Here is a 26,261-nt window from a genome sequence, read left to right as displayed (position 1 = left end):
TGCGGGAAATACACGGACACCGTTTCAGGCACCCGGCGCGACTTCCCGAAGTTCGAATCGTTGCCCTTCAACAATAGGCGATCCAGCGAGAAATTCGCGCACGGGGAGTCGTTTGCCGCCGGGCTTTTGCAACTGCGTAACACGCAAGCCGCCCTGACCGCACGCAACCACGACCCCCTCCGCGCCGCTTTCCACAATCACGCCGGCCTCGGCATTACCCGTCAGTTCCACCGGCTCGGCGGCCCATATCTTCACGACCACGCCATCAAGCGTTCCGAACGCACCGGGGAACGGATCGAAGGCGCGAACCTGACGCGCGAGCACGCTCGCCGGACGACGCCAGTCGAGCGCCGCTTCGTGCTTGGCGATCTTCTCCGCGTAGGTTGCGCCGTCCTGCGGCTGCGGCGTAGCGGGCAAAGCGCCGTCGCGCTCGAGATCCCGCAATGCTTCGACGATCAGATCAGCGCCGAGCTGCGCCATCCGGTCGTGCAGCGTGGCGGTGGTGTCGGTGGACGTGATCGAGATGTGGCCTTTGACGATCATCGCGCCGGTGTCGAGCCCTGCATCCATCTGCATCAATGTGATGCCCGTCTCGTCGTCACCGGCTTCAATTGCACGATGAATCGGGGCTGCACCGCGCCAGCGGGGCAACAGCGAGCCGTGGATATTGATTGCACCCAGCGGCGGGATGTCGAGCACTTCCTGCGGCAGGATCAGCCCGTACGCCGCGACCACCATGACGTCGTGCGGCGTAGCCAACAACCGTTCGATAGCAGCGGCGGCTTCCTCGGGATACTTGCCATTACGGCGCAATGAGGTCGGCTGCGCCACCGGCAAGCCGTGCTCGACCGCGAACCGCTTCACCGGCCCCGCGGCCAGTTTCAACCCACGCCCGGCGGGTCTGTCCGGCTGCGTCAACACGAGCGGCACATGAAAACCGGCCGCATGAATGGCGGCCAGCGCGACAGCGGCAAATTCAGGTGTTCCAGCAAATACGACACGCAGCGATTGGGTCATCGATTCAGCAACCTGCAAATTCCAGCATCCGTCTTAGTGAATCGACGCGTCACAGCGCCTTTTCGAGCTTTCTCATCTTGCCGCGAATTCGGGTCTGTTTCAGCGACGACAGGTATTCGACGAACACGCGCCCCATCAAATGATCCATCTCATGCTGGATGCACACGGCAAGCAACTCGTCGCAGTCGATTTCGAACGTCTCGCCCTTTTCGTTCAGCGCCCGCACGCGCACCTTTTCCGGCCGCTCGACGAAGTCATAAATGCCCGGCACCGACAAGCAGCCTTCCTCGTGATCCTTCTTCTCGTCGCTCGACCAGATGATCTCCGGATTGATGAAAACCTGAAGCTGATCGTGCGTGTCCGACGTGTCGATCACGATCACGCGTTCATGCGCGTCCACCTGGGTCGCGGCAAGGCCGACGCCGGGCGCCGCATACATGGTTTCAGCCATGTCGGCAACGAGCCTGCGAATCCGGTCATTGACGACCTCTACGGGCTTTGCGACCTTGTGCAGCCGCTTGTCCGGGTACTTGAGTATGTTGAGCAGAGCCATGATTCAGATTATCGACGCACGCCGCAGCGCGCGATAGTCGGCCATTCGGCCAGGTTGTAAAAGAGTGCCGGTATCGAGAAGATGATTGGGCCGAAACGCAGCGCTTCAACGTCGTTTCAGTGCCGCTCGTGGAGCGGCGACGCGTTGTCCGAACGGCCAGGAACAAGGCCGTTCGACAATCCTTTCGTATTTCGGAATATGAAAATTTTAACATGACGCCTTTCCTGTTGCCGCCAACCGAAGCCAAGCCCTGTCTGGGAGAAACCGATTTGCAGGACGTTTCAGCCTGGCTGCGGCTGGCGAATGCGAGTGGTTTGCCGCCCATCGCGTTACGTGCGTTGCTTGCCGAATTCGGCGGGCCGCAAGCGGTGTTGAACCAGCCGTTCCACGCGCTCGCGGCAATCGCCGGGGAGAAAGCCGCGGGTGCCGTGCTTGGCTCCGCGCCGCGCTCGGAACTCGGCTCATTCGACGAATGCCTTGCGCGCACGCTTGAGTGGGCGTCGGTTCCCGGCAACAGAATTGTCACGCTTGCGGATTCCGCGTACCCGCCGGCGCTCCTGACCATGCCCGATCCGCCACCGCTGCTATATATAAAAGGACGGCTGGACCTGCTCCAGGCCCGGGCGGTCGCGATTGTCGGCAGCCGGAGCGCAACGCCGCAAGGTATCGACGACGCCCGCCGCTTCGCGCAAGCCCTTTCAGAAGCGGGGCTCGCGATCGTGTCGGGGCTCGCGCTGGGTATAGATGGCGCGGCGCATCGCGGAGGGCTCGGCGGTCCCGGCGGCACGATTGCGGTCATCGGAACGGGTGCGGATCTCGTCTATCCGCCGCTGCACCACGCGCTGGCGCACGAAATTGCGTCGAACGGCACGATCGTGTCGGAATGGCCACTCGGCACGCCGGCCCGGCCGGCAAATTTTCCGCAGCGTAACCGGCTGATCGCGGGGCTGGCGAGCGGCGTGCTGATTGTCGAAGCGGCCATGCGCTCGGGGTCGCTGATTACTGCCCGGCTCGCCAACGAAATGGGCCGCGACGTTTTTGCTATTCCCGGCTCGATCCACGCGCCGCTGTCGCGCGGGTGTCATCGGATGATCAAGCAGGGAGCGAAACTCGCGGAAACGCCCGAAGACATTCTCGAAGAGTTCGGTTTCGCGGTTCAGAGCGAAGCGGCTGCGTCTCCCGTTTCGAAGCAGCAAAGGCGCGGGAAAATGCGTCCAGCGGAGGACGCCAGCACCGAAGCGGCTACCAGCGAATTCGCGCTGGCGCTTCAGGACGCGTCGGGCTCAGGCTCCGCCGCTCGAGGCAAACCGGCGAGCGCGTCCTGGGCGTCGGCATCTCTCAAACCTGTCAACCCCGAAGCCGAACGCCTGCTCGATGCACTCGGACATTCGCCTGCGACGCTTGAAATTCTTGCTGAACGGACCGAAATGGATGGCGCGGCGTTGCAAAGCCTGCTGCTGCAGCTCGAACTGTCGGGGCGGATTGGCGCGTTGCCCGGCGGACGCTTTACCCGGCTTGAACGCTGATTTTTCGGCGCCATGCTACATTCGCGACAAAATCCGCTGCCTGCACCGCCAGACAAATTACTTACGAAAAGGACTGCGAGGAACTATGCCCGCGTTGAATCTCGACACCGACGCCGATCAGATTGCGGAGCGCATGGCCAGCGCCGGCACGCTGCTCGTCGCCTGCCTGTGCGCCGAATGGTGCGGGACGTGCCGCGATTATCGCGAGAGTTTCAACCTGCTCGCCGATGCCCATCCAGACATTTGCTTTGCGTGGATCGACATCGAAAACCAGGCAGATCGCTTCGATGACCTCGATGTGGAAAATTTTCCGACCATCTTGATCGAGGACGCCGTGACAACCCGTTTTTTCGGAACGGTGTTGCCGCAAACGTCCATTGTCGCGCGCATGTTGACGGACTTGAGCGCATTGCCGGGTGTGGTGGGCGCACCGAAGATCCGGCCCGCGCTGGTCGCTGCGTGAATTGGCCGGTGAATCGGCGGTGAATCGACGCGTGAATCAAATCAACCGGCAAGACCACTATGCGCAACCAAGCGCGCTCGTAAGCTGAAACGGCTTTCGCGCTTGCATCACAAAGCACCCACATTCACCGTTCGGCATCCCGCGTTTCACCAAATGCCAGACCGCGCGCCGCACGCCATATGCTATAAAGCGGACGTTAACGGGTCCGAACCGCGGCGGCGCAAGCCCCCGAAACCCGGCCTCATGCCAGTCCCTAACTAGAATCGAGTCATGTCCAAAGCCCTGATCATCGCTGAAAAGCCTTCTGTCGCGAACGACATCGCGCGCGCTTTGGGCGGCTTCACCAAGCATGACGAATATTACGAAAGCGAAGACTACGTGCTGTCGTCGGCTGTCGGCCACTTGCTCGAAATTGCCGCTCCCGAGGAATTCGAGGTCAAGCGCGGCAAGTGGAGTTTCGCCAATTTGCCCGTTATTCCGCCGCATTTCGACCTGAATCCGATCGCGAAAACCGAATCACGGCTCAAAGTGCTGACGAAACTGCTCAAGCGCAAGGACATCGACCGCCTGATCAACGCCTGCGACGCGGGGCGCGAAGGCGAGCTGATTTTTCGCCTGATCGCACAGCACGCAAAGGCCAAGCAACCGGTGCAGCGTCTCTGGCTCCAGTCGATGACCGCCGGTTCCATCCGCGACGGTTTCGCGAACCTGCGCAGCGACGCCGACATGCAGCCGCTCGCCGATGCCGCCCGTTGCCGCTCTGAAGCCGACTGGCTCGTCGGCATCAACGGCACGCGCGCCATGACCGCGTTCAACAGCAAGGGTGGTGGTTTCTTCCTGACGACCGTTGGCCGCGTTCAGACACCAACATTGTCTATCGTCGTGGAACGCGAGGAAAAGATTCGCCGGTTCGTGTCGCGCGATTATTGGGAAGTGCGTGCGGAATTCATCGCCGCGAAGGGCATGTACGAAGGCCGCTGGTTCGACCCGAAATTCAAGCGCGTCGAGGGCGACCCGGAGCAGCGCGACTCGCGGCTCTGGAGCTTGCCGGCTGCTGAAACCATTGTGGCGGCTTGTCGCGGCAAGACTGGCACGGTAACGGAAGAAGCGAAGCCGACCACGCAGATGTCGCCGTTGCTGTTCGACCTGACCAGCTTGCAGCGCGAAGCCAACGGCCGGTTCGGCTTTTCGGCCAAGAACACGCTCGGACTGGCTCAGGCGTTGTATGAAAAGCACAAGGTGCTGACGTACCCGCGTACCGACGCCCGCGCATTGCCCGAGGATTACATCCCGACGGTGAAAGACACGCTCGCGATGCTCAAGGAGAGCAACAACTACTTGCCGCATGCGAAGCAGGTGTTGGACAAGGGCTGGGTGAAGCCGAACAAGCGCATCTTCGACAACTCGAAGATCAGCGATCACTTCGCCATCATCCCGACCTTGCAAGCGCCCAAGGCGTTGTCCGAGCCGGAGCAGAAGCTGTACGACCTGGTCGTGAAGCGCTTCCTTGCGGTGTTTTTCCCGGCGGCCGAATACCTGGTCACCACGCGGATCACCGAAGTCTCCGGCCATCATTTCAAGACCGAAGGCAAGGTGCTTGTCGAACCGGGTTGGCTGCAGGTCTACGGCAAGGAAGTGGGCGGCGAAGAAGCCAATCTCGTACAGGTTCAGAAGGACGAGAAGGTCGACGTCGAGAAGGTCGCGGCAGTCGGTCTCGTCACGAAGCCGCCTGCGCGCTACAACGAAGCGTCGTTGCTCTCGGCCATGGAAGGCGCGGGCAAGCTCATTGAAGACGAGGAATTGCGCGAGGCGATGGCCGCGAAGGGTCTGGGCACGCCGGCTACGCGTGCGGCGGTTATCGAAGGGCTGCTGGGTGAGAAGTACATGGTACGCGAAGGCCGTGAGCTGATCCCCACGGCGAAGGCGTTCCAGTTGATGACCTTGCTGCGTGGCCTCGGCGTCGAGGAATTGACGGCGCCGGAACTGACCGGCGAGTGGGAGCACAAGCTGTCGCAGATGGAACGCGGCAAGCTCCCGCGCGACGAGTTCATGCAGGAAATCGCGCGCATGACGCAGACCATCGTGAAGCGCGCGAAGGAATACGACTCCGACACCATCCCCGGCGATTATTCGACGCTCGAAACACCATGTCCGAATTGCGGTAGCCAGGTGAAGGAGAATTATCGGCGGTTCGCTTGTACGAAATGTGAGTTCTCGATCTCGAAGATTCCTGGCGGACGTCAGTTTGAAATTCCGGAAGTCGAGCAGTTGATCAAGGACAAGACCATCGGGCCGCTGTCGGGTTTCCGCAGCAAGATGGGCCGGCCGTTCTCCGCAATCCTGAAGCTGTCCTTCGACGACGAAATCAAGAACTGGAAGCTCGAGTTCGACTTTGGTCAGGATTCAGGTGGCGAAGACGGCGAGCCGGTGGATTTTTCGGAGCAAACGCCGGTTGGCGCGTGCCCGAAATGCCAGTCGCGGGTCTACGAGCACGGCATGAGTTACGTCTGCGAAAACTCGGTGGCAAATCCGAAGACCTGCGATTTCCGTTCGGGCAAGGTGATCCTGCAACAGGAAATGTCGCGCGAGCAGATGTCGAAGTTGCTTGAGGAAGGACGGACGGACTTGCTGACGGGCTTCAAGTCGTCGCGCACGGGACGCAACTTCAAGGCATTCCTCGTGAAGCAGCCAGACGGCAAGATCGGCTTCGAATTCGAGAAGAAAGAGCCGAAACCGGGTGCGAAAACGGCCGTCAAGCGCGGCGCGGTAGCAGCGACCGAAGCGGAAGACGAAGGTGACGGCGACGTCGCCGTGGTAGCTAAAAAGACGGCCGTGAAGTCCGCTGTGAAGCCTGCGGCAAAGAAAGCGCCGGCAAAGAAGGTCGCGGCCAAGAAGACGCCGGCTCGCAAAGCGGGTTAGTTTTCAGGGCCGGTGGGTTAGGCCCGGCAGCATAAAAAAAGCCCGCGAATCATTCGCGGGCTTTTTTTGTTCATCGCGCTGGACAACGCTTAACCACTCAACAAATCCCAGCACGGCGGCCTCCGTCAGAACGGCGAGGGCATGGCCGGCGTCGCACGCGAGCGCGATTTCGCAGGCTTGCCACTGAGTCTGTTGTCATCGGCGGGAGGCGTTTCGGCTTCAAATCGTGCACCGCCTTCCGCTTCCGCATAGGCCGCGTGCGCGACCAACGGCTCGGAATCGCGCTCATCGATTGCTGGCGCCCCCGGCTTGACGATCCCGTCCTTCACCCACTGCTCGCCAAGCTGATGATTCGGCATCTGGCTGAAATGCTCGACAAGGTGATCGATGAACGTGCGCACCTTCGCGGGCAAATGGCGCCGGCTCGGATACGCCACGTTGATCTCGACCTGCGGTAGCTGGTAGTCGCTCAGCAGGCGCACCAGCTTGCCGCGCGTGGTGTCGTTGCCGATCAGGTAACTCGGCAGGATGGCGATGCCCATGCCGAGCAGCGCGAACTGGCGCAGCATCTCGGTATTGTTCGCGACGATCACGTTCGTTGGCCGCACGCGCACTTCGCCTTCCGGGCCGGTGAACACACGCTCATCGCCGAAATATTCGGACGGCAAACTCAGCGACGGATGTTCGGACAGGTCTTCCGGCCGCGTCGGCACGCCATGCTTTTCGAGATACCCGGGCGTCGCGCACACGGTCAGGCAGCCGGTCGTGAGGCGTCGCGTGACAATGCTCGCGCTGCGCATCTGGCGCGCGATCACAATGCCCACGTCGAAGCCCTCTTCCACCAGATCGACTTGCCGGTCGACCAGCGTGACGTCCGGCACGACTTTCGGATAACGTTCTGTGTAGGTCTGCAGCACGGGCGCGAGATTGTGGAGGCCAAACACGACGGGTGCGACAATTCGTAGCGATCCAACCGGCTCGTGGTTACGCGCAACGACCATTTGTTCGACGTCCTCGAGTTCGTCGAGGATCTGGCGGGCGCGTTCCAGGTACACCTGGCCGGACTCGGTCAGCGACAGGCTGCGCGTGGTGCGGTTGAGCAGGCGGGTGCCCAGACGCCCTTCGAGGTCAGCAATATGACGGGTCGCCACGGCATTCGAGATATCCATTGCGCCGGCCGCGCGTGCAAAACTGCCGAGATCCGCCACTCGGACGAATACTTTCATCGACTGCAAATGATCCATGAGACAACTCCTGCTGCTAGACGGCCTCTTTTAAATTCCAGAGAAGCAATTCGGAATTATCCTAGGACTCTCGTTTTCGTGCAGAAGTTGCCTTAAATGTGACTTTTTCTGACAAAAGATTTCGGCTTTACCGTTCAGTAAGGTGAAAGGCAGCGTATTGTTGCTGAATTCGGAACGATGCAGCTATCCAGCGAGAGCCGACATCATTCTGAAAAGCTCGCGGATGCAATTTTGACGCGGTATAGCGAGAAATAAGAACGGGCCGCTAATGCGGCCCTTATTTAACCGATTATATTGATTTCCGTCACCAATCGCATTAATCGGGTTCTAACAGAAAGTCAGGCCGAAACCCTCTTTCCGAATGCGGCTTTCGTCTCCGCAAGCTCGGCAGGCAATCCCTGGGCGAGTTTCGCGAACAACTCATCATGTAGTTCGAGCTCAGCCCGCCATGCCGAGTCCTGCACGGAAATAACGCGTTCGAACTGCTCGCGGGTGAAATCGAGCGTGCCCCAGCCAATGTCCTCAAAGCGCGGCGAGAGACCGAACGCGTGTTCATCGCCGTGAGCGGTGCCTTCAATACGGCCGATCATCCAACTCAGCACGCGCATGTTGTCGCCGAAACCCGGCCACACGAACTTGCCGTCCGCGTCCTTGCGGAACCAGTTCACACAGAAGAACTTCGGCAGTTTGGCGTCGAGTTGCTCCAGTCGTTCGCCCACTTTCAGCCAGTGGCCGAAATAGTCGCTCATGTTGTAACCGCAGAACGGCAGCATGGCGAACGGGTCGCGCCTGACCACGCCCTGCTGGCCGGCTGCGGCGGCGGTGGTTTCAGAGCCCATCGTCGCGGCCATGTAGACACCTTCGTTCCAGCTGCGCGCTTCAGTGACGAGCGGCACGGTATCTGAACGGCGGCCGCCGAAGATAAACGCATCGATTGCCACGCCGGCGGGATTCTCCCAATCGGCGTCGATAGACGGACATTGCGCAGCCGGCGCCGTGAAACGCGCGTTCGGATGCGCTGCCTTTCCGCCCGACTCGGGTGTCCAGTCATTACCCTGCCAATCGATCAAATGCGCCGGCGGCATGTCTGTCATGCCTTCCCACCAGACATCGCCGTCGTCGGTAAGCGCTACGTTCGTGAAGATCACGTTCTCCTTGAGCGTGGCCATGGCGTTGAAGTTGGTCTTTTCGCTCGTGCCCGGCGCCACGCCAAAATAGCCCGCTTCGGGGTTGATTGCGTACAGCCGGCCGTCGCGGCCCGGCTTGATCCAGGCGATGTCATCGCCGATGGTGGAAACCTTCCAGCCCGCCATGTCCTGCGGCGGAATCAACATGGCGAAGTTGGTTTTGCCGCATGCCGACGGAAACGCCGCCGCGACGTGATACTTGCGCCCTTCCGGCGACGTCACGCCGAGAATGAGCATGTGTTCGGCGAGCCAGCCTTCGTCGCGTCCCATCGTCGATGCAATCCGCAGCGCGAAACATTTCTTACCGAGCAGCGCGTTGCCGCCATAACCCGAACCGAAACTCCAGATCTCGTGGCTTTCCGGAAAATGAACGATGTATTTCGTGTCGTTGCACGGCCAGGGAACGTCCTTCTGTCCCTGCTGCAAAGGCGCACCCACCGAATGCACGCAGGGCACGAACTCACCGCTGGCGCCCAGCACGTCGTACACCGCGCGGCCCATGCGCGTCATGATGCGCATATTCGTCACCACGTACGGACTGTCCGTCAGTTCCACGCCGATATGGGCGATCGGCGAGCCGAGCGGGCCCATCGAAAATGGGACGACGAACATCGTACGGCCGTTCATGCAGCCGTCGAAGAGACCGTCCAGCGTGAGGCGCATTTCCGCCGGATCGATCCAGTTGTTCGTCGGACCGGCCTGTTCCGGGCGCTCCGAGCAGATGAACGTCCGGTCTTCCACCCGCGCAACGTCGGACGGGTCCGAGCATGCAAGGTAGGAATTAGGCCGTTTGGCGGGATTGAGGCGTTTGAGCGTGCCGGCATCGACCATTTGTTGCGACAGGCGGTCGTACTCCTCCTCCGACCCGTCACACCATTCGATCCGGTCCGGTTTCGTCAGAGCCGCGACCTGCTGCACCCAGTCGATGAGTTTCCGGTTCTTCACGTACGCCGGTACGTCGCCGTCGGCGACCACGTTTTGATCTACCACTGCGGGCTGGTTCATCGAGCACACTCCGTTCTTAGATGAGAAAACGGTTTGCAACCCGCCGGCGCTGCTCGCGAGAGGCGCATTTTGAGTCACCGGTTTGCTTGCACGGAGGCACTCACGTGGCAGACGGCGACACAAAAACAAGGCATGCGTCGGGGAGTTGTTCTAGTCTGGTGGCGACTGCCGTCTGAATCGCGGCTTGCGTCGGCACGGAACAAACTGTTAAAAAGGGATAGGGGTTGTCTCCATCGTTGCCGGTTTTCCGGCGCTAGCGACGCGTGAATGGCTAAACTGCCGTATTCCACATTCGAATTCTTTAAACACCCATCCGGCGACCGTAAATTCGACGGGTTACAACAGCAGCTTAACGCGACGCGATGCCCGTATTTTGGCGAATTTATACGTGATTACCCGATTTATCCGTAATTACCCGAACTTAGCACGTTGAATCCTGTCCATCCTCGAATTTCTGCAGCACGTTTGATGCCTATCAAAAGCCAATCCATGCCAATCAAAATTGCCATCCTGGACGACTACCAAGACGCCGTTCGCAAGCTCGATTGCTTCAGTCTGCTCGCCGATCACGAGGTGAAAGTCTTCAATAACACGGTGCGCGGACTCGGACAGTTGGCTAGCAGACTCTCGGAAGTAGAAGCGCTCGTTTTGATCCGCGAACGCACCCGGATCAGCTCGCAACTGCTCGACAAACTGCCGCGGCTACGCATGATCAGCCAGACCGGCAAGGCGGGCGGCCATATAGAACTCGACGCCTGTACCGAGCGCGGAATTGCCGTGCTGGAAGGCACCGGTTCGCCGATCGCGCCAGCCGAACTGACCTGGGCGCTGATCATGGCCGCGCAACGCCGGATTCCGCAGTACGTCGCGAACCTGAAGCAGGGTGCGTGGCAGCAGTCCGGCCTGAAGACCTCCGCTTTGCCGCCGAATTTCGGCCTGGGCCAAGTGCTTCGCGGCCAGACGCTCGGGATCTGGGGATACGGGAAAATAGGCCAGTTGCTCGCCGGTTACGGCAAGGCGTTTGGCATGAAAGTGGTGGTCTGGGGCCGGGAGCACTCGCAGGCTGCCGCGCGTGCGGACGGCGTGAATGTCGCCGAGAGCCGGGAAGCGCTGTTCGAACAGAGCGATGTGCTGTCGCTACATCTGCGGCTGAACGACGAAACACGCGGCATTGTCACCACCGCCGATCTGATGCGCATGAAGCCCACCGCGCTGTTTGTGAATACCAGCCGCGCCGAATTGCTCGAAGAAAACGCGCTGCTCAACGCGCTGCATCACAACCGGCCGGGGATGGTTGCTATCGACGTATTCGAAAGCGAGCCGATCCTGCAGGGATATAGCCTGCTGCGCATGGAAAACGTCATTTGCACGCCGCACATCGGGTATGTGGAGAGGGAGAGCTACGAGCTCTATTTCACGGCGGCGTTCAAGAACATTCTCGCCTTCGATGCCGGCGACACATCGAGCGTCGCCAATCCGGAAGCGCTGGTGGGTGGACGCCGGCGATAGTCAGATGGTGGAAACGTCCGTGGACGGCTCGCATCGGACGGGGAAGTTGACCGAGTTCGCGATAAAGCAGAACTTGTGCGCTTCCTCGTGCAAACGGCCGGCCAGCTTCACGTCACCGCCCGCGCCAATAGTCACTTGCGGGCGCAGGAGGACGTCGGTGAAGTGGCCGCTTCCTTGCGTCGATTCCTCCATTGTGCCCACGGGGTCATCCACGTAACCCGTCACCACGATGCCATTCACCGCGCAAAGGTGCAGGTACCAGAGCATGTGGCACGACGAAAGCGACGCGACGAACAGCTCTTCCGGGTTGTGGCGCGTGGCGTTGCCGCGAAACGCCGGATCGCTCGATGCCTCGATGGCCGGCTTGTTCGCCGCACGCACGAGGTGATCGCGGGAGTACCCGTCGTAGCGCGAGGTGCCGGAGCCCTGATCACCTGTCCAGACGACTTGCAGCGTGTATTTGTGGTGTTTGGTCATCGGTTCAACACTCCTTTTTAGAGATGTGCCGCTGCGCCGAGCAGATCGGGCAAGCGCGTCAGGAATTGCTCACCATCGGCACGGCCCAGGTCGTACGCGGGCCGCATCAGCGACGGACTCGTGTAATCCCATGCCGAAATCGGCACCTTCCGTGAAGGCTGCACATAAACGCGACGCTGGTCGCGGTTCGCGCCGTGCTCCACGACGAACATCTGCGGTCGCGGATACACGCGCGTCACCATCACGAGAACCAATCCCGGCGATGCATCCAGCGCGCCGACCGGCACATTGTCGACCATGCCGCCGTCGAGCACGGGCCGGCCGTTTCGATGCATCACCGGCGTGAACGGCGGCGTACAGGACGATTGCAGGATCAGGTCGGCGAGGTCATCGACTGTCGCGCACTCTTGCGCCTTCACGAATTCCGGATGGAAACCCAGGGACTGACCGAGCGTGGGATGCAGCTTCTTGCGCACGTACTTTTCGATGTTATAGGCGATCAGCCCTGCGGCCACCGCGCTTCGTGCGCCGAGCCAACGCGGCAAATGCGATACGCCGATACGAATCTCCGGCGCATTTTGCAGCGATGGAAACTCCGCGCCGTAGATATCGAGTAAAGCCTGGCGGTAGATCCGATAGTGCGGAAACACCGATTCACCCCGCAGCAAATTGCCCCAATACGCGTTTTTCGGGTTGTCGCGCAGCACGTGCGCGTAGTAGTCCATCACCCACTCGGAGCGGTTCATGTACAGCATGCAGGCCGTGGCCGCGCCGGCCGAGATACTGGTAATCACGCGCGGGCGCAGCTTGAGTTCCGGCTGGACGATGTCCCAGAAACCGGCTTGCCACCAGCAGCGGTTGCCACCGCCGGCGAATACGACTTGATCGAACATGGTTTTCTTTTTATGTGAGAAGCATGACCGTGGTGGTCGCGTGAGCGGCGAGAGCGCCGGTTTCGTCGTGGAGTTCGATTTCGCCGAAGATCAGGTTGCGGCCGCGGCGCAGAATTTTGGCCGTAACGAGGACGTCGCCGCTTTTGACCGGGCGCAGGAAGCTTGTTGTGAGCGAGACGGTGGTCATCGGCTGGAAACCGCCTAGCGCGTGGGCGATGGCGACAATCATGGCGGTGTCGGCGGCGGCCATGAACACCTGGCCGCAAATCACGCCGCCCGCGTGGCGGAGTTTGTCCGCGTGCGGCAGACGCAGGGTGACGCTGGTATCGGTGGAGCTTGCCGGCGTCAGGCCCAGGTCGCGGATCCACGGCGCGAAGGTGGTGTCGCGCAGAACACGGATGGCGGATTCGTCCATGGATTTGGGTTTATTGATGGTGGTCTCGCGGCTGTTTTTGTAGCTGCTTTCGTGCGGTTGCCGATGCCGCAACGAGTGCGTGTTTCATCCGTCCGTCATGATAACGGCTCGTGACAATTGCCCGAAGCTAGGCCTTTTTGGGATGGCCGATGATCGCTCGCGCCATGTGCCGCGCGGCTTTCAGCTCTCTGCGAGACGGTATTTTCGGGTTTTGCGTTGCAGACAGTTGCGCAATCGGCGAAAACGTCGCTATAATTCGGATTCAGTTTTTCGGGGCGTTAGCTCAGCTGGTAGAGCAGCGGACTCTTAATCCGTAGGTCGACAGTTCGAATCTGTCACGCCCCACCAAAGATTCATGCAAAAAGCCCAGTCATCGCGACTGGGCTTTTTGCTTTGTGAATTGCGTACTGTCATGGATCAATGCACCGGTCCGGCAACGTTCGGGATAAAGCGACGTCGGTGCAAATTCATTGGCCCGAGCGCTGCATAAAGCATCGACATGTTCGGCCACACGTCTGCGCCTGTTGACTTAGCGATCAGGATACTTAATAATTGTAAGCAATACGACCCGGCCCTCTGCGTAGTTTGCACGACCGGGTTTTCTCGTTAACGGGGCGACAAAAGGGCGGCGAAACGGCAACAAAAATGACCACCCCGTACACGAAGCCTCACCTCACCTATCGCGCGCAGCTAGAACAGATCAAGGCACGCGGCCTTATTGTCGACGACGAAGATAGTGCTTTGTGGCACATAGAAAAGCTCGGCTACTACCGCCTCAGCGGCTACTTCTATCCGTTCCGCGTCCTGCCTCCGAACATGGGCTCGCAACCCAAGCGCGAATCTAACTTTGTCGAGGGCACCTCTTTCTCGCACATTTCGAAACTGTACAAGTTTGACCAAGCGCTACGACTCCTTGCGATGGGCGCCGTGGAGAAATTGGAGGTCGCGCTGAGAGCGAAAGTTGCTTACCACATGGGCGGCCTCGATCCTTGCGCGCATCTAAACTCAGATTTGGTCAATCAGAAGTTTTGCGCTACCCCTGCCGAAAAAGTCGGCGAAGCGCGGAGACCGTCAAATTTCGCGACGTGGGTACAGCAACACGACAAGTTGGTCGCTCGCTCCCGCGAAGATTTCATTCAGCATTTCAAAACCACTTACGACCCGCCCATCCCGCTGTGGGTGTCGATTGAAGTTTGGGACTTCGGCTTGCTGTCGCACTACTTTGCTGGCTTAAGAGACAAAGATAAGCAGTTAATTGCTTCGGAGTTAGGGATACCTCGCCACGTTCTGGTGGCAAGCTGGCTTCGCACGATTAGTCACTTGCGCAATATTTGTGCACACCACAGCCGCTTATGGAACCGCAGCATGGTTGACAGCCCCAAACCACCAGCCAGAAATGAAGTTCCTTTGCTCGAGCATCTCTCCGGAGAACGCAACTTGTTCTTGCGCCAACACGTGTACGGAGCCTTCGCGATTATTCAATTCCTTTTGATCGCGATGGGTTTTGACTCTACGTGGAAGCAAGCTTTTGTAACGCTCATCGAAGAATTCCCGAGGGTCGAAGGGGTTGCCACTTTAGACGCAATGGGGTTTCCGGAATCATGGCGTGACCTCGCTCTCTGGAATTAACCGGCGCACTCGCGAGAGTCCAGCTATCGATGACCAACGGCGCCGAGTCAATCACCGGCGTCGCTCCTCGAGCGTGATGAAACGAGCTAGACATTGCCGTATACCGCTCGCGCATCGAAGCCCTCCCTCAAACCACCGCATCCCCATCATCGATACTAAACCGCAGCCTCCCTGCATCGATAAACACTCGCAACTGCCGATACTTCACCAAATACCGTACCCCGACCATCGCCGCCGCAAAACCCGCCGCCGCGGCAACGCCAAGTGCCCAACGCGGGCCGAACGTATCGGCGACCCAACCTACAACCGGCGCGCCCAAAGGCGTGCCGCCCAACGCAATCGCCAAAAAGATCGCCATCACACGTCCGCGCATGGCGGGCTCGGTGGATAGCTGCATCGTGCTGTTTGTCGTCGTGGTGATGGTTTGCGCGGACACGCCAATGACCACGAGCGCAAGACCAAAGAACCCATAGCTCGGCGCGATCGCCGCCAGCACACAGCCGGCCCCGAAGACCGCGGTACTGGCGAACAACACACCAATACGCGGCTTCGCCCGCCTCGCGGCGAGCAGCGCGCCCGCGACCGTCCCGATCGCCATGATCGACGACAAGAGCCCGTATTGACTCGCTCCGGCATGAAAGACGGTGACGGACATCGTGGAGATGAAAATCGGGAAATTGAGCCCGAACGTACCGATCAGAAACAGCATGAGCAGCACCGCTTTCAGATCCGGCCGCTTCCAGACATAACGAAACCCTTCTGCCAGGCTCCCCCGCGCACGGACGGCCCGCTTGCTCACGTGAAATTCACCAACCCGAAGAAACCCCAGCGAGCAAAGCACCGCGACAAACGATGCCGCGTTGATCAGGAACACCCACCCGGTCCCCACCGATGCAATCAGCACACCGGCAATGGCAGGGCCGATCATCCGCGCGGCATTGAACGACGTGGAGTTCAACGCGACTGCGTTCGACAGATCGGTTTCACCGACCAGCTCGGAGACGAAGGTCTGACGCGCGGGGGCATCGAACGCACTGACGCAGCCGAGCAAAAACGCAAACACATACACGTGCCACAACTGGACCCATCCAGCGACGGTGAGAATACCCAGCCCAAGCGCGAGGGTTCCCAAAGCCGCCTGAGTGCCGATCAGGAGTTTGCGGCGATCGAGATGATCGGCCGCAAAACCGGTAAAAGGCAGCAAGAGAAGATGCGGACCAAACTGGAGCGCCATGACTACACCGACCGCGGTCCCATTGTGGCGGGTCAGCTGCGTGAGCACGAGCCAATCCTGGGCCGTGCGCTGCATCCACGTTCCGATATTGGAGACGATCGCACCACCGGCCCAGACCCGATAGTTGAAGCTGTTCAGCGAGCGGAAGGTGCCTTTCACCGGACCGCTCCCGAGGCGGCTATCTCCGCGCTGAAAGAGCTCACGCGCGGGTGCTGCCGAGCAGTTCGATGATCTCCTTGCTCGTACCGGTCTCGCCCAGCCTTGGGAAGATCCGCGTGATGCTGTTGGTGTGGGCATCGGCGTTCATGTCGGTCATCGCATCGACGGCGAGCGTCACATTGAACCCGTGCTCGTGCGCATAACGTGCGGTCGACTCGACACCAATGCTGGTCGCCACCCCGGCAATAACGACTTGCGTGACACCCAGCTTCTTCAGATGTTCATCGAGACCGGTATTCGTGAACGCACCCCACGTCCGCTTCGTGACGATATGATCTTCCGGCTGTTGCTTCAACTCGGGGACAAGATCGGCCCAATCGGCGGGCAGTCCGGCAAGGCTGCGAGCCTGCTCCGACCGGCCCGGCGCGCCGCCGGCAACGTTGACGAGCACGACGGGCAATCCGCGGCTACGGAACGCGTCAAGCAAGTCGCTTGCGTGCTTCACGACTTCATTGACGGGATGCACGGTGGGAAGCGCAACAATGCCCTTCTGCAAATCGATGACTACAAGAGCCGTCTTCGGGTCGAGCGTGGTGATTGCCATGGTGTTTCCTTCCTGCGAGTTGGACTGCGACGCGCCCGGATTGAGGCGCGGCAAAGGGGATAGGTGAGAGCCGATGGCACGACTTCTGCCACGCGAGCTAGGGTCAATCAGGAATCGACGAGCCGGTTGAGCAGCGCCACAGTGGTGACGAGCTCTTCTTGTTCCGCAGACGTCAGCTTGGTTCGGATCGCACGGAACAACCAGTCTTCCCGGGCCGCACGGCTCGCCTTGATCCACTCGCGGCATGCATCAGTGAGGGACAAAATGGTCTGACGTCCATCGGCCGGATCCGGCGTGCCGGTCACAAACCCGGCCGCCTCGAGGGCAGACACGGTGGCGCCCATGGATTGCGGGCGCACACCTTCGGCGCGCGCAAGCGTGGTTACGGTCGCGGGACCCTCGCGCTCCAGACGGCTAAGGGCTGACATCTGGGACAAAGTGAACTCCCCCAGATTGGCTTCTTCGCGCAACCGCCGCTTCAGCTTGCCAAGCACCACGCGCAATTCCCCCGCAACAGCGTGCGCATGCGCGACTTCCGGATCCGTGTGTTGGGTTTTCTCGTTCGTGTTCATGACCGTACGTTAGCAGATACCAAGTCAAACTACAAAGTTAAACTTTGTATATGAATCGGTAGACGTCAACCGGGAGCGGAACATGGGCAGCATGAAGATATGAGCGAATGGCAGTCGTCTGCGGATCAAGCGATCCGGATGCGGGTAGCGTGGCGTTACATGCTCGGCGATGGTAAATGGCGTGAATGGTCCGATGGCGCCAATACGCATCCTGTCGATGATCTATGAAACGACAGCAGAAGATTCGGCGGCGCTAAACCGACCCACCAATAACAATGCACCTGTCAAAGTTGGCGCAATCCTTATTTCTCACCGTAAAAATCTTCCCGAAAACCCTACCGGTTTTATGGTCGCTAATGGAGGATTACTGAAGCGGAATTGTTCCCCTATGTATTGTATTTTGGGGCGTGCAAAGACCCGTCCGAGTCGAAAGTTTGAGGTTCACAGGCCCTACCCAGCGCATTCCGGCCTTTTTGCACGCGTTGTTTCTGTTTTTTTCAATTACTAACAACCATATTTACTTCGGCACGGGAAAATCACCAATCAAAAATCTCGTTTACCGAGGAGGCCGAATGCACGCCATTCCACTCAACTATAACGATCATGTTTTGGTGCCCCTTGCAGCCGGCGAGCGCGGCAGTTTTGCGTCGATGGTCATTGTCACCAAACCAAACGGCGCGCGTTGGGCATCGGGCGTACTCGGCCACTTCCCCGAAGCGGCCGACGCCTGTCGGTTTGCTATCGAATATGGAAAAGCGGAGGTTGACGGACGAAGACATCCGCGAGCAGTGAAGTCACCTGTCGAAACTGAACTGGGAACGAGCCACGCGATTACTCCGTGCGCTTCCACCCCTGCGCCATGAAGTTTCGTCGCTCACGTCTTCTTTGCCCACTGCAAGTTGCGAGTGGGCTTTTTGCTTTTTAGCGACGCATTAATGCTTATGGTGCATCCAGCTCATGTGATGCGTATCGAGCCACTCACGCATACGTAGCCGTCCGCTGCCATCCTCCGGGTGCTCGCGTCGGTACCGGCGGCCCAATATGGCAGCAATAACTATCAGGACCGCAAGGCCCACCACAAAACCGATCATCGACTCAGTCATGGCCGCCTCCTTGATGCGTCACAGCTTGCTTATATTTTAGGTCACACATTTTGAAATGCGAATCTTGCCGCGTGCAAGCGCTGTCTTTGTTGCACGTTCGGAAGCTGCCTTTTTATGTACCGTCGAAAAACGCAAAAAAGCCCAGACAGCGAAGCTGGGCTATTCCACCGCGATTAAACCCGTTGAAGAAGCTGCGGATTCAGCCTTTTAAAGGTCTGTGGCGCAAACATCCTGCTCGCCCGGGACCGCGTTGCCTGGCGACTCACATTCGCTTAGTCGCCGGCGTCTTGTCATACCGCGTGATGATTAATATGATTAATGACCCATATATATCGAGCGCACGTTCTCGCCGGATGAGGATTGCACAGCGGCCCCGGAATCCGACGAACCATTAGCCACGCCACCATAGCTGCTGCTACCGCTATTTTGGGCCGCGACGCGTGCTTCTGCAGCTTGAATGTTGGCTGGGTAGTCGTAATCGTTCGATGTTGCCGGGTTATAGCCGGCTTTCTCAATCTGGACCAATTGCGCCTTCACTTCGGCGCGCGTCAACGGTTGTTGATTCGACTGAGCAAACGAAACGGCCGGGACGGCGAGCACTGCGGCAACTACAACGGCTTGAATGAGCGACTTCATGATACTTACCTCCGAATCTTTGTTTGTCGCGAACAACCCTGTTCGCGTTCTGTGATTCCAGTGTAGGCACGCCGTTTCTGAAAATTAAGCGCGATGGGCGCAAGACATTATTGTTGTTTTAGGTGTAAACCCTATGAACATTTGAGGGCGGATACCCGACTCGGCGCTGCCTGTAATTTTCCGAAACCAACTCGCGACGCACGACACAATTCCACCCGAACAATCGCCCGGTTCGATCTCTCTAATGTCCAATAGGGAGAAAAATCATGATCAGGCTCTTTCTTGTCGTAGGACTCGCGATCGGCCTTTCAGGATGCATCGTCGCGCCGCCTTATGGGTACGCCCCGGCGCCGGGATATGGATACGCATACGCACCGGGGTATTACGCGGCGCCGACAGTTGGCGTAGGGATCGGGTTTGGTGGTGGAGGCTGCTGTTGGCGGGGAAGGTGATCTGTTTGGAGGTAGGCTTACCGCGAGCGATCCGGTCATTGCCAGCGAGGATGGCCAACGCGCGTCGCGGTACGTAAGAAGTTCGTACAGGGGCTGTCGTCGCGGATGTCATGAAGCCGCTATTCCCAAGCCGGATACGATACTCCGCTTGCAGCTTCTTAAACGACATATAAAACGTTAGAACTACGAACCAGGTGAACGCGAAAACCGTCATCAAGTTGCCGTGACCGAATCGCAGTTTCAGCCATCGAAAGCACCATAGAAGCAGACGATTGGCCGAAGTTCTAACGTGTCTCGACGTTTTTGAACGTGCGAAGGGCGTCCCACCGCCATCTCAAAAAAATGCGAAACTTGGCCCTTCGCTCCTTCAACCCCTCGCGCCCATGCTCCTCACCGTCCTCGTCCTGGTTCCACTTCGACCCGAAAACCAAATCACCGTCGCCAACGCCTTCAACGTCATTACAGCGCTCGATCAATCCGCGATCGATCGAGCCCTCACCGACCACGCCGACGAAATCCGCGCTGTCCTGACAAACGGCACCATCGGCATCGACGCGGCGTCCATCGCGAAACTGCCGAACCTCGAGCTGATCGGCGCATTGGGCGCGGGTTACGAAAACATCGCGCGCGATGCGGCGCAGGCGCGCGGCATCGTCGTGGTGATCGGCGCGGGGACCAACGACGATTGCGTCGCCGATCACGCCTTCGCGCTGCTTCTCGGGGTGGTTCGCCAAATCCCCGTGCTCGACCGCGCGTGCCGTGCGGGCGCCTGGCGCGACGACCTCCCGTTCCAGCCGAACTTCTCGGGCAAGAAACTAGGCGTGATCGGCTTGGGCAATATCGGCAGGAAGGTGGCTAAAAGAGCGCAAGGCTTCGATATCGAGATCGGTTATCACAATCGCCGGCCGCAACCGGACTCGGCGTATACGTACTTCGACTCAGTGATCGCGCTGGCCGAATGGGCCGATTACCTCGTGGTCGCCACGCCGGGCGGCGCATCGACGAAACATCTGATCGACGCCAGCGTGCTCGCCGCACTCGGCTCAAAAGGCTACGTGGTGAACGTAGCGCGCGGCAGTGTTGTGGATACCGCCGCTCTGGCGGACGCGCTCGAACGCAGCGTGATAGCCGGCGCGGGACTCGATGTCTACGAAGGCGAGCCCACCCCGCCCGCGTTGCTGACAGGCTCCGAGCGTGTCGTGCTGACGCCGCACGTGGGCGGGCGCTCACCGGAGGCGGTAGCGGCGTCGGTCCAGATGTTCGTCGATAACGCCACGCGGCACTTCGCCGGCGAGGCGGTACTGACACCTGTTTGAAAGCTCCTGCGGGGGTGCTCGGCGAGCTTCGTCGCGATCCCGTATCGTGTCGGACTATTGCCGATCACGTCCAATCCTAAAAAACTGTGTCAGACCAGACCCCTCTTCCTGCCGACGGTCCCATGACCGCGCTCCAGCGTCGCGGCATGGCGGCCATGCTGCTCGCCGTTTCGCTCGCCACGCTCGATACCGCCATCGCGAATACCGCGCTTCCCGCCATCGCCGCCGATCTCCACGCAACGCCGGCCGCGTCCGTCTGGATCATCAACGCGTATCAGCTCGCGATGGTCGCCACACTGCTGCCGTTCGCGGCGCTGGGCGGTATCGTCGGGCATAGGAAAATCTATCTGGGCGGCCTGATCCTGTTTCTCGTGGGGTCGCTGACCTGCGCGCTGTCGTGGTCGCTGCCGTCGCTCACCGCGGCGCGGCTGTTGCAGGGCATTGGCGGAAGCGCGGTGATGAGCGTGAACACGGCGCTGATCGGAGCAATCTATCCGCATCACCGGCTCGGACGCGGGTTCGGGCTAAACGCGCTGGTGGTGGGGATATCGTTCGCGGTCGGGCCGACGGTCGCGTCGATCGTGCTCTCGCTCGGGCCCTGGCCGTGGCTCTTCGCGGTAAACCTGCCGATTGGGCTGGTGGCGTTGGCCATCGGCTGGACGGCGTTGCCGCAAACGCCGCGCGCCACGCACGGCTTCGACCGCGTGGCGGCCGGACTGAACGTGATCACGTTCGCCGCGCTGGTCTTCGCGCTTGGCGAAGCGGCTCAGCAAGCGCCCACGCATATCGTGCTGATCGCGCTCGCGGTGACGGTCGTGGCGGGCGGATTGATGCTGCGTCGGGAACGCGGTCATCCGGCGCCGATGCTCCCCGTCGATCTCTTCAAGCGGCCGATGTTCGCGTTATCGACGGCAACCGCCGTGTGTTCGTTCGCCGCGCAAGGGCTGGCGTTCGTGTCGCTGCCGTTTTATTTCGAAAGCGTGCTTGGGCGCAGCCAGGTAGAGACTGGCTTCCTGATGACGCCGTGGTCGGTGATGGTGGCCTTGCTGGCGCCGGTCGCCGGACGTTTATCCGATCGATACCAACCGGGGCTGCTGGGCGGCGTCGGCCTCGCAATCATGTGCGCGGGCATGGCGTCGCTGGCGTTGCTGCCGGCTCATCCCCATGCACTCGATATCTGTATTCGCATGGGCATATGCGGCGCGGGTTTTGGATTTTTCCAGTCGCCCAATCTGAAGGCGCTCATGGCGAGCGCGCCGCGCGAGCGCAGCGGCGGCGCAAGCGGCGTGGTGGCAACCGCTCGGCTGATCGGCCAGGCGACCGGCGCGGCGCTGGTCGCACTGAGCTTTGGCATTGCCGGGCATCATGGGCCGACACTGGCGCTGGCAATTGGCGCGGGATTCGCAGGCGCGGCGAGTATTGCAAGCGGTTTGCGGCTGATTACCCGCGATAAACCCAGCGAAGCGATGCAGACAGCGGAGAAGTAAGCCGCGATTACGCTATGGCGGCGTCGCGCAGCGCAAGACGCACTAGCGCGAATCGCCGAGCCAGCCGGACGACGCGGCGCTCTGCTGCATCACATGCCGTAGGCGCACGCGAGAAGCAGTTGCAGATCGGGTGACCGTCCGCCGCATCTTGCGAGCGCAAAAACATTCACCCCGCCATCAGCGCCGCTTTCGCCCGCGCCACCGGCTCAGTCCAGTCGCCCAGCGTAGTCTGCTTGAACAAACGCATGCCTGGATACCACGGGCTGTCGTCGCGATCGAGCATCCAGCGCCAATCGTAATTCGCCGGCAGGAACACCCACACGGGCTTGCCGAGCGCACCAGCCAGATGGGCCACCGACGTATCTACCGTCATCACCAGATCGAGCTGTTCGATCAGCGCGGCGGTATCGGCGAAATCGTGGATGTCGTCCGTCAGATCGTGGGGTTTCAACGCGCAACCGGGTTGCGCGAGCTGGTCGCGCGCCGCGCCCTTCTGCAGCGAAAACCACTCGGTGTTCGCCACCTCCGCGAACGGTGACCACGCGGCGAACGGCATCGAACGGAATTGATCGTTGCCGAACGTCGGACTGCCCGCCCACACGATGCCAATCTTCCTGCGCGCGCCCGCCAGTTTGTTCACACGCGCCGGCCACGAGCCGATCCGCTCGGCGCTGACGCTCATATAAGGCGTGTCGGCGAGGACGCCAGGAACGAGATGGGCCACGCGATGCGGCACGCTCATCGATGGCGTCCAATAGTCGTATTCCTTCGTCGGACAAATGGGCAGCGCCCGCCGCACGCCGCGCACGCTCTGGACCAGTTCCACGATGTTCGCCGGCACCCATACATCGACGGTCGCACCCATCCCTTCAAGCACCGGCAAATAACGCGCGAACTGGATCATGTCGCCGTGCCCCTGCTCGCCGGCGACCAGCAGTGTCTTGCCTTGCAGTGACTCCCCGCGCCATTCCGGCACCCCGGGAACGTTCATCGGCTTGTACTTGCTCGAGCGCCAGCGCACTTCGTGCAGCGCCCAGCCTTCCTTGAACCTGCCGCGCCTTAACTGCAGCAACGCGAGATTGTGCAGCGCGTCGGCGTGATCGGGGACGAGTGTCAGTGCGTGCCGATAATGCGGTTCCTCCTCCTCGAAACGACCTTGCGAGCCGATAGCCGCTCCGACGCAAACGTGAATCTGCGGATCGTCGCGCAAGGTCAACGCCCGGCGATACTGCGCCTCCGCCTCCACGAATTTCCCGGAAAGCCCGAGCGTCGTGCCGAGATTCACGTGCGCCTCGAAGTGGTCCGGCCTGAGCGCCAGTGCTCGATGCAAACTGGCGACAGCTTCGTCGAATTGTTTCAGTTCGCGCAGCGCGTTGCCTTCGCCGAAATGCGCGTAGAAGTTGCCCGGGCTCCGTGCAAGCGTCTCGCGATAGACCGCCAGCGCTTGGTCGTAGCGCTTCGCGGAAGCGAGCGTCGAGCCGAGGTTCAAACGGGCGTCGATTAGATCGGGATCTTGCGCGAGCAACATCTCGTACTGTTTGATGGATTCGTCGAAGCGGCCTTGCTTTTGCAGCGCTGTGCCAAGGTTGTTACGCGCGTTGACGAACGCCGGGTCGATAGCGAGGGCGCGCTCGTGACACTCCACAGCATGGGGAAGATCGCCTAACGCCACCGCCACCAGCCCGCGATTGCTCCAGCACGCGGACACATCGGGGGCAAGGCCAAGCGCGCGATCCAGCAACGTCGCGGCGTCTTCGTTGTCGCCGCGTTGATGCAGCAACACACCGAGGTAATGCAATGCTTCGACGTGATCGGGATGTTCCTTGAGAATCGCGCGATAACCACTTTCCGCTTCGGCCATACGGCCTGCCTGATGGAGATCTAAAGCGACGGCGAGTGGTCCGGAAAGTTGATTCATGGCGGGCGTATTCATCAAAGTGGATAACCTCTCGATGCTAAGCGCTGCCTTCCCGTCCAGCTATCAGATTGCTCCTATCCCTTGTTTCTTCATTTGAAGTTATGCGTTTCGCGGATTGGCGGGCGGATATGAATGCATACGCATATCCGCCCTGACTGGTTTCATTGATTCACGAGTGCGAATTGCAGGCCCGGTGCGCCAATGTCAATGCGCTTAAATGCGTCGCACCTTTACCTTCTTGCCCTTCACCTTCCCCGCCGATAACTTCTTCACCGCCTGGTCCGCAATATCCCGCGCGACCGCCACGTAAGTGACCATGTCCGTCACATTGATCTTGCCGATCTGCGAGCCTTCGAAACCCGCGTCACCGGTCAGCGCGCCCAGTACGTCGCCGGGACGAATCTTTTCCTTGCGGCCGCCGAGGATCTGCAACGTGGCCATGGGCGGCTGAAGATGACCCGGCGTCGCCGGCGTCAGTTCGCTCAGCTTGTGCCATTCCACTTCCTTTTTCTGCGCCTGTTCGATCGAGCTCACGCGCGCCATTTCATTCATGCTCGCGAGGCTCAGCGCCCAGCCTTCCTGATCCGCGCGGCCGGTGCGGCCAATTCGATGCACATGGATCTCGGGATCTTGCGTGACATCGACGTTGATCACCGCTTCCAGTTGCGTGATATCGAGTCCGCGCGCGGCCACGTCGGTCGCGACCAGCACCGAGCAACTGCGATTGGCGAACTGGACGAGCACCTGATCGCGTTCGCGTTGTTCGAGTTCACCGTGCAGCGCGAGCGCGTTAAAACCCTGTGCGACTAAAACATCGAGCAAGTCGCGGCATTGCTGTTTTGTGTTGCAAAACGCGAGCGTACTGACCGGCTGATAGTGATCGAGCAACTGACCCACGGCATGGAGACGTTCGTTGTCGTGGACTTCGTAGAAACGCTGCTTGATCTTCGAATTCGTGTGCTGCTCGGTGAGTTTGACTTCCTGCGGCTTGCGCAGGAATTGCTGGCTCAGTTTCGCGATGCCTTCCGGATACGTCGCGGAGAACAGCAGCGTCTGACGATCCTTCGGACATTGTTTGACCACCGCGACGATGTCGTCGAAGAAACCCATGTCGAGCATGCGGTCGGCTTCATCGAGGACCAGCGTTTTCAGCGCGGTCAACGGCAGCGTGCCGCGCTCCAGATGATCCATGATCCGCCCGGGCGTTCCCACGGCAATATGGCAGCCATGTTCAAGGCTCGCGATCTGCGGGCGCATGGGCGAGCCGCCGCACAGCGTCAGGATCTTGATGTTGTCCTCCGCGCGCGCGATGCGGCGAATCTCCTGCGTCACCTGATCGGCGAGTTCGCGCGTCGGGCACAACACGAGCGCCTGCACGGAGAAAAGCCGCGGATCGATTTTCGCGAGCAGCGGCAACGCGAACGCGGCGGTCTTGCCGCTACCCGTCTTTGCCTGCGCGATGAGATCGTGGCCTGCGAGCGCGATCGGCAGGCTGGCGGCCTGGATCGGGGTCATCGTCAGATAACCGAGTTGTTCGAGGTTCGCCAGCATCGCCGGCGAAAGCGGCAGGGCGCTAAATGAAGTTGGGGTGGTCATGAGCTTATGTTGTTACTTTGCGGCAGGTTTCGGCGGGACCGAATTGTCCTGCTCGTAGGTGATCGTGCCGTCGGGCGCGTCGTGGCGCAGCACCTTGTTGCGCGCGCCGCACATGGGGCAGCGGAACATCAGGCCCTGGCCTTCGTTCTTGATGAGCACGTCGGCGAGTTGCCATTCGGCGCCGCATGGCTGGTTTCGGCAGATAAACATGATTGATTTGAGCGTAATTGATGGGGTTGCGGCGTGAAAAGGGCGCCGGCGAGGCCGGCGCGCGCTGTTTCCGCGCAATTAGAAGCCGAAGTGTACGCGTACACGGCGCGATTGCCTCGTTTTACGGCGTTTTCCGG

At 60.2% G+C, this 26,261-nt stretch carries 24 protein-coding genes and 1 tRNA gene; 10 read left to right on the top strand and 15 right to left on the bottom strand.

Features of this window, described 5'->3' with window-relative positions; translation table 11 throughout:
• Positions 1-24: 24 nt before the first annotated feature.
• Both fmt and def read right to left on the bottom strand, forming a co-directional pair.
• Positions 25-1,017, bottom strand: a complete 993-nt coding sequence (gene fmt, locus ACSQ8V_RS00165; protein ID WP_436204556.1) for a methionyl-tRNA formyltransferase — start codon at positions 1,015-1,017, stop codon at positions 25-27.
• Positions 1,018-1,066: 49 nt separating this feature from the next.
• A complete protein-coding gene (gene def, locus ACSQ8V_RS00160; RefSeq protein WP_213765105.1) occupies positions 1,067-1,570 on the bottom strand; it encodes a peptide deformylase in 504 nt (167 codons plus the stop codon).
• Positions 1,571-1,782: 212 nt separating this feature from the next.
• On the opposite strand from def, the gene dprA reads away from it, so the two are divergent.
• The 3 genes from dprA to ACSQ8V_RS00145 all read left to right on the top strand — a co-directional run bounded on the left by dprA (position 1,783) and on the right by ACSQ8V_RS00145 (position 6,478).
• Positions 1,783-3,096 carry a DNA-processing protein DprA gene (gene dprA, locus ACSQ8V_RS00155; RefSeq protein WP_436204555.1) on the top strand — a complete coding sequence of 438 codons (1,314 nt, stop codon included), beginning with the start codon at positions 1,783-1,785 and terminating at the stop codon, positions 3,094-3,096.
• An 85-nt stretch (positions 3,097-3,181) separates the two neighbouring features.
• Positions 3,182-3,559 carry a thioredoxin family protein gene (locus tag ACSQ8V_RS00150; protein WP_436204554.1) on the top strand — a complete coding sequence of 126 codons (378 nt, stop codon included), beginning with the start codon at positions 3,182-3,184 and terminating at the stop codon, positions 3,557-3,559.
• Between the two features lie 270 nt (positions 3,560-3,829).
• The gene (locus ACSQ8V_RS00145) at positions 3,830-6,478 is read left to right on the top strand and encodes a DNA topoisomerase III (RefSeq protein WP_213765102.1); all 2,649 of its coding nucleotides are present in this window, start codon (positions 3,830-3,832) and stop codon (positions 6,476-6,478) included.
• Positions 6,479-6,603: 125 nt separating this feature from the next.
• Here ACSQ8V_RS00145 and ACSQ8V_RS00140 read toward each other — a convergent pair whose 3' ends face one another.
• Together ACSQ8V_RS00140 and ACSQ8V_RS00135 are read right to left on the bottom strand one after the other, a co-directional pair.
• Positions 6,604-7,722, bottom strand: coding sequence for a LysR family transcriptional regulator (locus tag ACSQ8V_RS00140; protein ID WP_213765101.1), 1,119 nt, complete (start codon positions 7,720-7,722; stop codon positions 6,604-6,606).
• A gap of 338 nt (positions 7,723-8,060) precedes the next feature.
• The gene (locus ACSQ8V_RS00135; protein ID WP_436204553.1) at positions 8,061-9,914 is read right to left on the bottom strand and encodes a phosphoenolpyruvate carboxykinase (GTP); all 1,854 of its coding nucleotides are present in this window, start codon (positions 9,912-9,914) and stop codon (positions 8,061-8,063) included.
• 495 nt (positions 9,915-10,409) lie between these two features.
• Here ACSQ8V_RS00135 and ACSQ8V_RS00130 point away from each other — a divergent pair, with 495 nt between their 5' ends.
• Positions 10,410-11,423, top strand: a complete 1,014-nt coding sequence (locus ACSQ8V_RS00130) for a D-2-hydroxyacid dehydrogenase family protein (protein ID WP_213765140.1) — start codon at positions 10,410-10,412, stop codon at positions 11,421-11,423.
• Here the strand turns inward: ACSQ8V_RS00130 and ACSQ8V_RS00125 are convergent, their stop codons facing one another.
• Genes ACSQ8V_RS00125 through ACSQ8V_RS00115 form a run of 3 tightly spaced genes read right to left on the bottom strand, consistent with a single transcriptional unit; the run spans position 11,424 to position 13,208 of the window.
• Positions 11,424-11,900, bottom strand: coding sequence for an OsmC family protein (locus tag ACSQ8V_RS00125; RefSeq protein WP_213765099.1), 477 nt, complete (start codon positions 11,898-11,900; stop codon positions 11,424-11,426). It abuts the gene before it with no gap.
• A gap of 17 nt (positions 11,901-11,917) precedes the next feature.
• Positions 11,918-12,793 (bottom strand): patatin-like phospholipase family protein, encoded by an 876-nt coding sequence (locus ACSQ8V_RS00120; RefSeq protein WP_436204552.1) that lies wholly within the window; start codon positions 12,791-12,793, stop codon positions 11,918-11,920.
• Positions 12,794-12,803: 10 nt separating this feature from the next.
• Positions 12,804-13,208, bottom strand: a complete 405-nt coding sequence (locus tag ACSQ8V_RS00115) for a PaaI family thioesterase (protein ID WP_436206563.1) — start codon at positions 13,206-13,208, stop codon at positions 12,804-12,806.
• 272 nt (positions 13,209-13,480) lie between these two features.
• Here ACSQ8V_RS00115 and ACSQ8V_RS00110 point away from each other — a divergent pair.
• Together ACSQ8V_RS00110 and ACSQ8V_RS00105 are read left to right on the top strand one after the other, a co-directional pair.
• Positions 13,481-13,556: transfer RNA gene (locus tag ACSQ8V_RS00110), tRNA-Lys, on the top strand.
• 297 nt (positions 13,557-13,853) lie between these two features.
• On the top strand, positions 13,854-14,837 hold the full coding sequence (locus tag ACSQ8V_RS00105; RefSeq protein WP_436180510.1) for an Abi family protein: 984 nt from the start codon (positions 13,854-13,856) through the stop codon (positions 14,835-14,837).
• A 127-nt stretch (positions 14,838-14,964) separates the two neighbouring features.
• Here ACSQ8V_RS00105 and ACSQ8V_RS00100 read toward each other — a convergent pair whose 3' ends face one another.
• From ACSQ8V_RS00100 to ACSQ8V_RS00090, 3 genes are all read right to left on the bottom strand, one after another.
• Complete coding sequence (locus tag ACSQ8V_RS00100; protein ID WP_213765096.1) at positions 14,965-16,230, bottom strand: MFS transporter; 1,266 nt, start codon at positions 16,228-16,230, stop codon at positions 14,965-14,967.
• A gap of 40 nt (positions 16,231-16,270) precedes the next feature.
• On the bottom strand, positions 16,271-16,834 hold the full coding sequence (locus ACSQ8V_RS00095) for an isochorismatase family protein (RefSeq protein ID WP_213765095.1): 564 nt from the start codon (positions 16,832-16,834) through the stop codon (positions 16,271-16,273).
• Between the two features lie 107 nt (positions 16,835-16,941).
• Positions 16,942-17,406, bottom strand: coding sequence for a MarR family winged helix-turn-helix transcriptional regulator (locus tag ACSQ8V_RS00090; RefSeq protein ID WP_213765094.1), 465 nt, complete (start codon positions 17,404-17,406; stop codon positions 16,942-16,944).
• Positions 17,407-17,840: 434 nt separating this feature from the next.
• Between ACSQ8V_RS00090 and ACSQ8V_RS00085 the strand changes: the two genes are divergently transcribed.
• Positions 17,841-18,269, top strand: coding sequence for a hypothetical protein (locus ACSQ8V_RS00085; protein WP_436204551.1), 429 nt, complete (start codon positions 17,841-17,843; stop codon positions 18,267-18,269).
• Between the two features lie 69 nt (positions 18,270-18,338).
• Here ACSQ8V_RS00085 and ACSQ8V_RS00080 read toward each other — a convergent pair whose 3' ends face one another.
• Together ACSQ8V_RS00080 and ACSQ8V_RS00075 are read right to left on the bottom strand one after the other, a co-directional pair.
• Positions 18,339-18,509: a hypothetical protein gene (locus tag ACSQ8V_RS00080; protein WP_213765092.1), complete on the bottom strand. Its 171-nt coding sequence runs from the start codon at positions 18,507-18,509 to the stop codon at positions 18,339-18,341.
• A gap of 315 nt (positions 18,510-18,824) precedes the next feature.
• Entirely contained in the window at positions 18,825-19,145 is a 321-nt protein-coding gene (locus ACSQ8V_RS00075; protein WP_436204550.1) for a DUF4148 domain-containing protein, read from the bottom strand.
• A gap of 266 nt (positions 19,146-19,411) precedes the next feature.
• Between ACSQ8V_RS00075 and ACSQ8V_RS00070 the strand changes: the two genes are divergently transcribed.
• From ACSQ8V_RS00070 to ACSQ8V_RS00060, 3 genes are all read left to right on the top strand, one after another.
• Positions 19,412-19,597, top strand: a complete 186-nt coding sequence (locus tag ACSQ8V_RS00070; protein ID WP_255631420.1) for a hypothetical protein — start codon at positions 19,412-19,414, stop codon at positions 19,595-19,597.
• A 383-nt stretch (positions 19,598-19,980) separates the two neighbouring features.
• Positions 19,981-20,913 (top strand): 2-hydroxyacid dehydrogenase, encoded by a 933-nt coding sequence (locus ACSQ8V_RS00065; RefSeq protein ID WP_436204549.1) that lies wholly within the window; start codon positions 19,981-19,983, stop codon positions 20,911-20,913.
• Positions 20,914-21,035: 122 nt separating this feature from the next.
• Entirely contained in the window at positions 21,036-22,400 is a 1,365-nt protein-coding gene (locus ACSQ8V_RS00060) for an MFS transporter (protein ID WP_436204548.1), read from the top strand.
• Between the two features lie 166 nt (positions 22,401-22,566).
• Here the strand turns inward: ACSQ8V_RS00060 and ACSQ8V_RS00055 are convergent, their stop codons facing one another.
• The 3 genes from ACSQ8V_RS00055 to ACSQ8V_RS00045 all read right to left on the bottom strand — a co-directional run bounded on the left by ACSQ8V_RS00055 (position 22,567) and on the right by ACSQ8V_RS00045 (position 26,124).
• Positions 22,567-24,318: a tetratricopeptide repeat protein gene (locus ACSQ8V_RS00055; RefSeq protein WP_436204547.1), complete on the bottom strand. Its 1,752-nt coding sequence runs from the start codon at positions 24,316-24,318 to the stop codon at positions 22,567-22,569.
• Between the two features lie 213 nt (positions 24,319-24,531).
• Positions 24,532-25,914 (bottom strand): ATP-dependent RNA helicase DbpA, encoded by a 1,383-nt coding sequence (gene dbpA / locus ACSQ8V_RS00050; RefSeq protein ID WP_031361009.1) that lies wholly within the window; start codon positions 25,912-25,914, stop codon positions 24,532-24,534.
• A 12-nt stretch (positions 25,915-25,926) separates the two neighbouring features.
• On the bottom strand, positions 25,927-26,124 hold the full coding sequence (locus ACSQ8V_RS00045) for a hypothetical protein (RefSeq protein WP_047895277.1): 198 nt from the start codon (positions 26,122-26,124) through the stop codon (positions 25,927-25,929).
• Between the last annotated feature and the right edge of the window lie 137 nt (positions 26,125-26,261).

Source organism: Caballeronia sp. LjRoot31 (genome assembly GCF_964253885.1).
Lineage (GTDB): Bacteria > Pseudomonadota > Gammaproteobacteria > Burkholderiales > Burkholderiaceae > Caballeronia.
This window is presented reverse-complemented; position numbering and strand designations above follow the sequence as displayed.

What these genes read in the sequence shown, in the direction of transcription:
- fmt (WP_436204556.1), bottom strand. Translation starts at nt 1,017, where the DNA reads ATGACCCAATCGCTGCGTGTCGTATTTGCTGGAACACCTGAATTTGCC.
- def (WP_213765105.1), bottom strand. Translation starts at nt 1,570, where the DNA reads ATGGCTCTGCTCAACATACTCAAGTACCCGGACAAGCGGCTGCACAAG.
- dprA (WP_436204555.1), top strand. Translation starts at nt 1,783, where the DNA reads ATGACGCCTTTCCTGTTGCCGCCAACCGAAGCCAAGCCCTGTCTGGGA.
- ACSQ8V_RS00150 (WP_436204554.1), top strand. Translation starts at nt 3,182, where the DNA reads ATGCCCGCGTTGAATCTCGACACCGACGCCGATCAGATTGCGGAGCGC.
- ACSQ8V_RS00145 (WP_213765102.1), top strand. Translation starts at nt 3,830, where the DNA reads ATGTCCAAAGCCCTGATCATCGCTGAAAAGCCTTCTGTCGCGAACGAC.
- ACSQ8V_RS00140 (WP_213765101.1), bottom strand. Translation starts at nt 7,722, where the DNA reads ATGGATCATTTGCAGTCGATGAAAGTATTCGTCCGAGTGGCGGATCTC.
- ACSQ8V_RS00135 (WP_436204553.1), bottom strand. Translation starts at nt 9,914, where the DNA reads ATGAACCAGCCCGCAGTGGTAGATCAAAACGTGGTCGCCGACGGCGAC.
- ACSQ8V_RS00125 (WP_213765099.1), bottom strand. Translation starts at nt 11,900, where the DNA reads ATGACCAAACACCACAAATACACGCTGCAAGTCGTCTGGACAGGTGAT.
- ACSQ8V_RS00120 (WP_436204552.1), bottom strand. Translation starts at nt 12,793, where the DNA reads ATGTTCGATCAAGTCGTATTCGCCGGCGGTGGCAACCGCTGCTGGTGG.
- ACSQ8V_RS00115 (WP_436206563.1), bottom strand. Translation starts at nt 13,208, where the DNA reads ATGGACGAATCCGCCATCCGTGTTCTGCGCGACACCACCTTCGCGCCG.
- ACSQ8V_RS00105 (WP_436180510.1), top strand. Translation starts at nt 13,854, where the DNA reads ATGACCACCCCGTACACGAAGCCTCACCTCACCTATCGCGCGCAGCTA.
- ACSQ8V_RS00095 (WP_213765095.1), bottom strand. Translation starts at nt 16,834, where the DNA reads ATGGCAATCACCACGCTCGACCCGAAGACGGCTCTTGTAGTCATCGAT.
- ACSQ8V_RS00090 (WP_213765094.1), bottom strand. Translation starts at nt 17,406, where the DNA reads ATGAACACGAACGAGAAAACCCAACACACGGATCCGGAAGTCGCGCAT.
- ACSQ8V_RS00080 (WP_213765092.1), bottom strand. Translation starts at nt 18,509, where the DNA reads ATGACTGAGTCGATGATCGGTTTTGTGGTGGGCCTTGCGGTCCTGATA.
- ACSQ8V_RS00075 (WP_436204550.1), bottom strand. Translation starts at nt 19,145, where the DNA reads ATGAAGTCGCTCATTCAAGCCGTTGTAGTTGCCGCAGTGCTCGCCGTC.
- ACSQ8V_RS00070 (WP_255631420.1), top strand. Translation starts at nt 19,412, where the DNA reads ATGATCAGGCTCTTTCTTGTCGTAGGACTCGCGATCGGCCTTTCAGGA.
- ACSQ8V_RS00065 (WP_436204549.1), top strand. Translation starts at nt 19,981, where the DNA reads ATGCTCCTCACCGTCCTCGTCCTGGTTCCACTTCGACCCGAAAACCAA.
- ACSQ8V_RS00060 (WP_436204548.1), top strand. Translation starts at nt 21,036, where the DNA reads ATGACCGCGCTCCAGCGTCGCGGCATGGCGGCCATGCTGCTCGCCGTT.
- ACSQ8V_RS00055 (WP_436204547.1), bottom strand. Translation starts at nt 24,318, where the DNA reads ATGAATCAACTTTCCGGACCACTCGCCGTCGCTTTAGATCTCCATCAG.
- dbpA (WP_031361009.1), bottom strand. Translation starts at nt 25,914, where the DNA reads ATGACCACCCCAACTTCATTTAGCGCCCTGCCGCTTTCGCCGGCGATG.
- ACSQ8V_RS00045 (WP_047895277.1), bottom strand. Translation starts at nt 26,124, where the DNA reads ATGTTTATCTGCCGAAACCAGCCATGCGGCGCCGAATGGCAACTCGCC.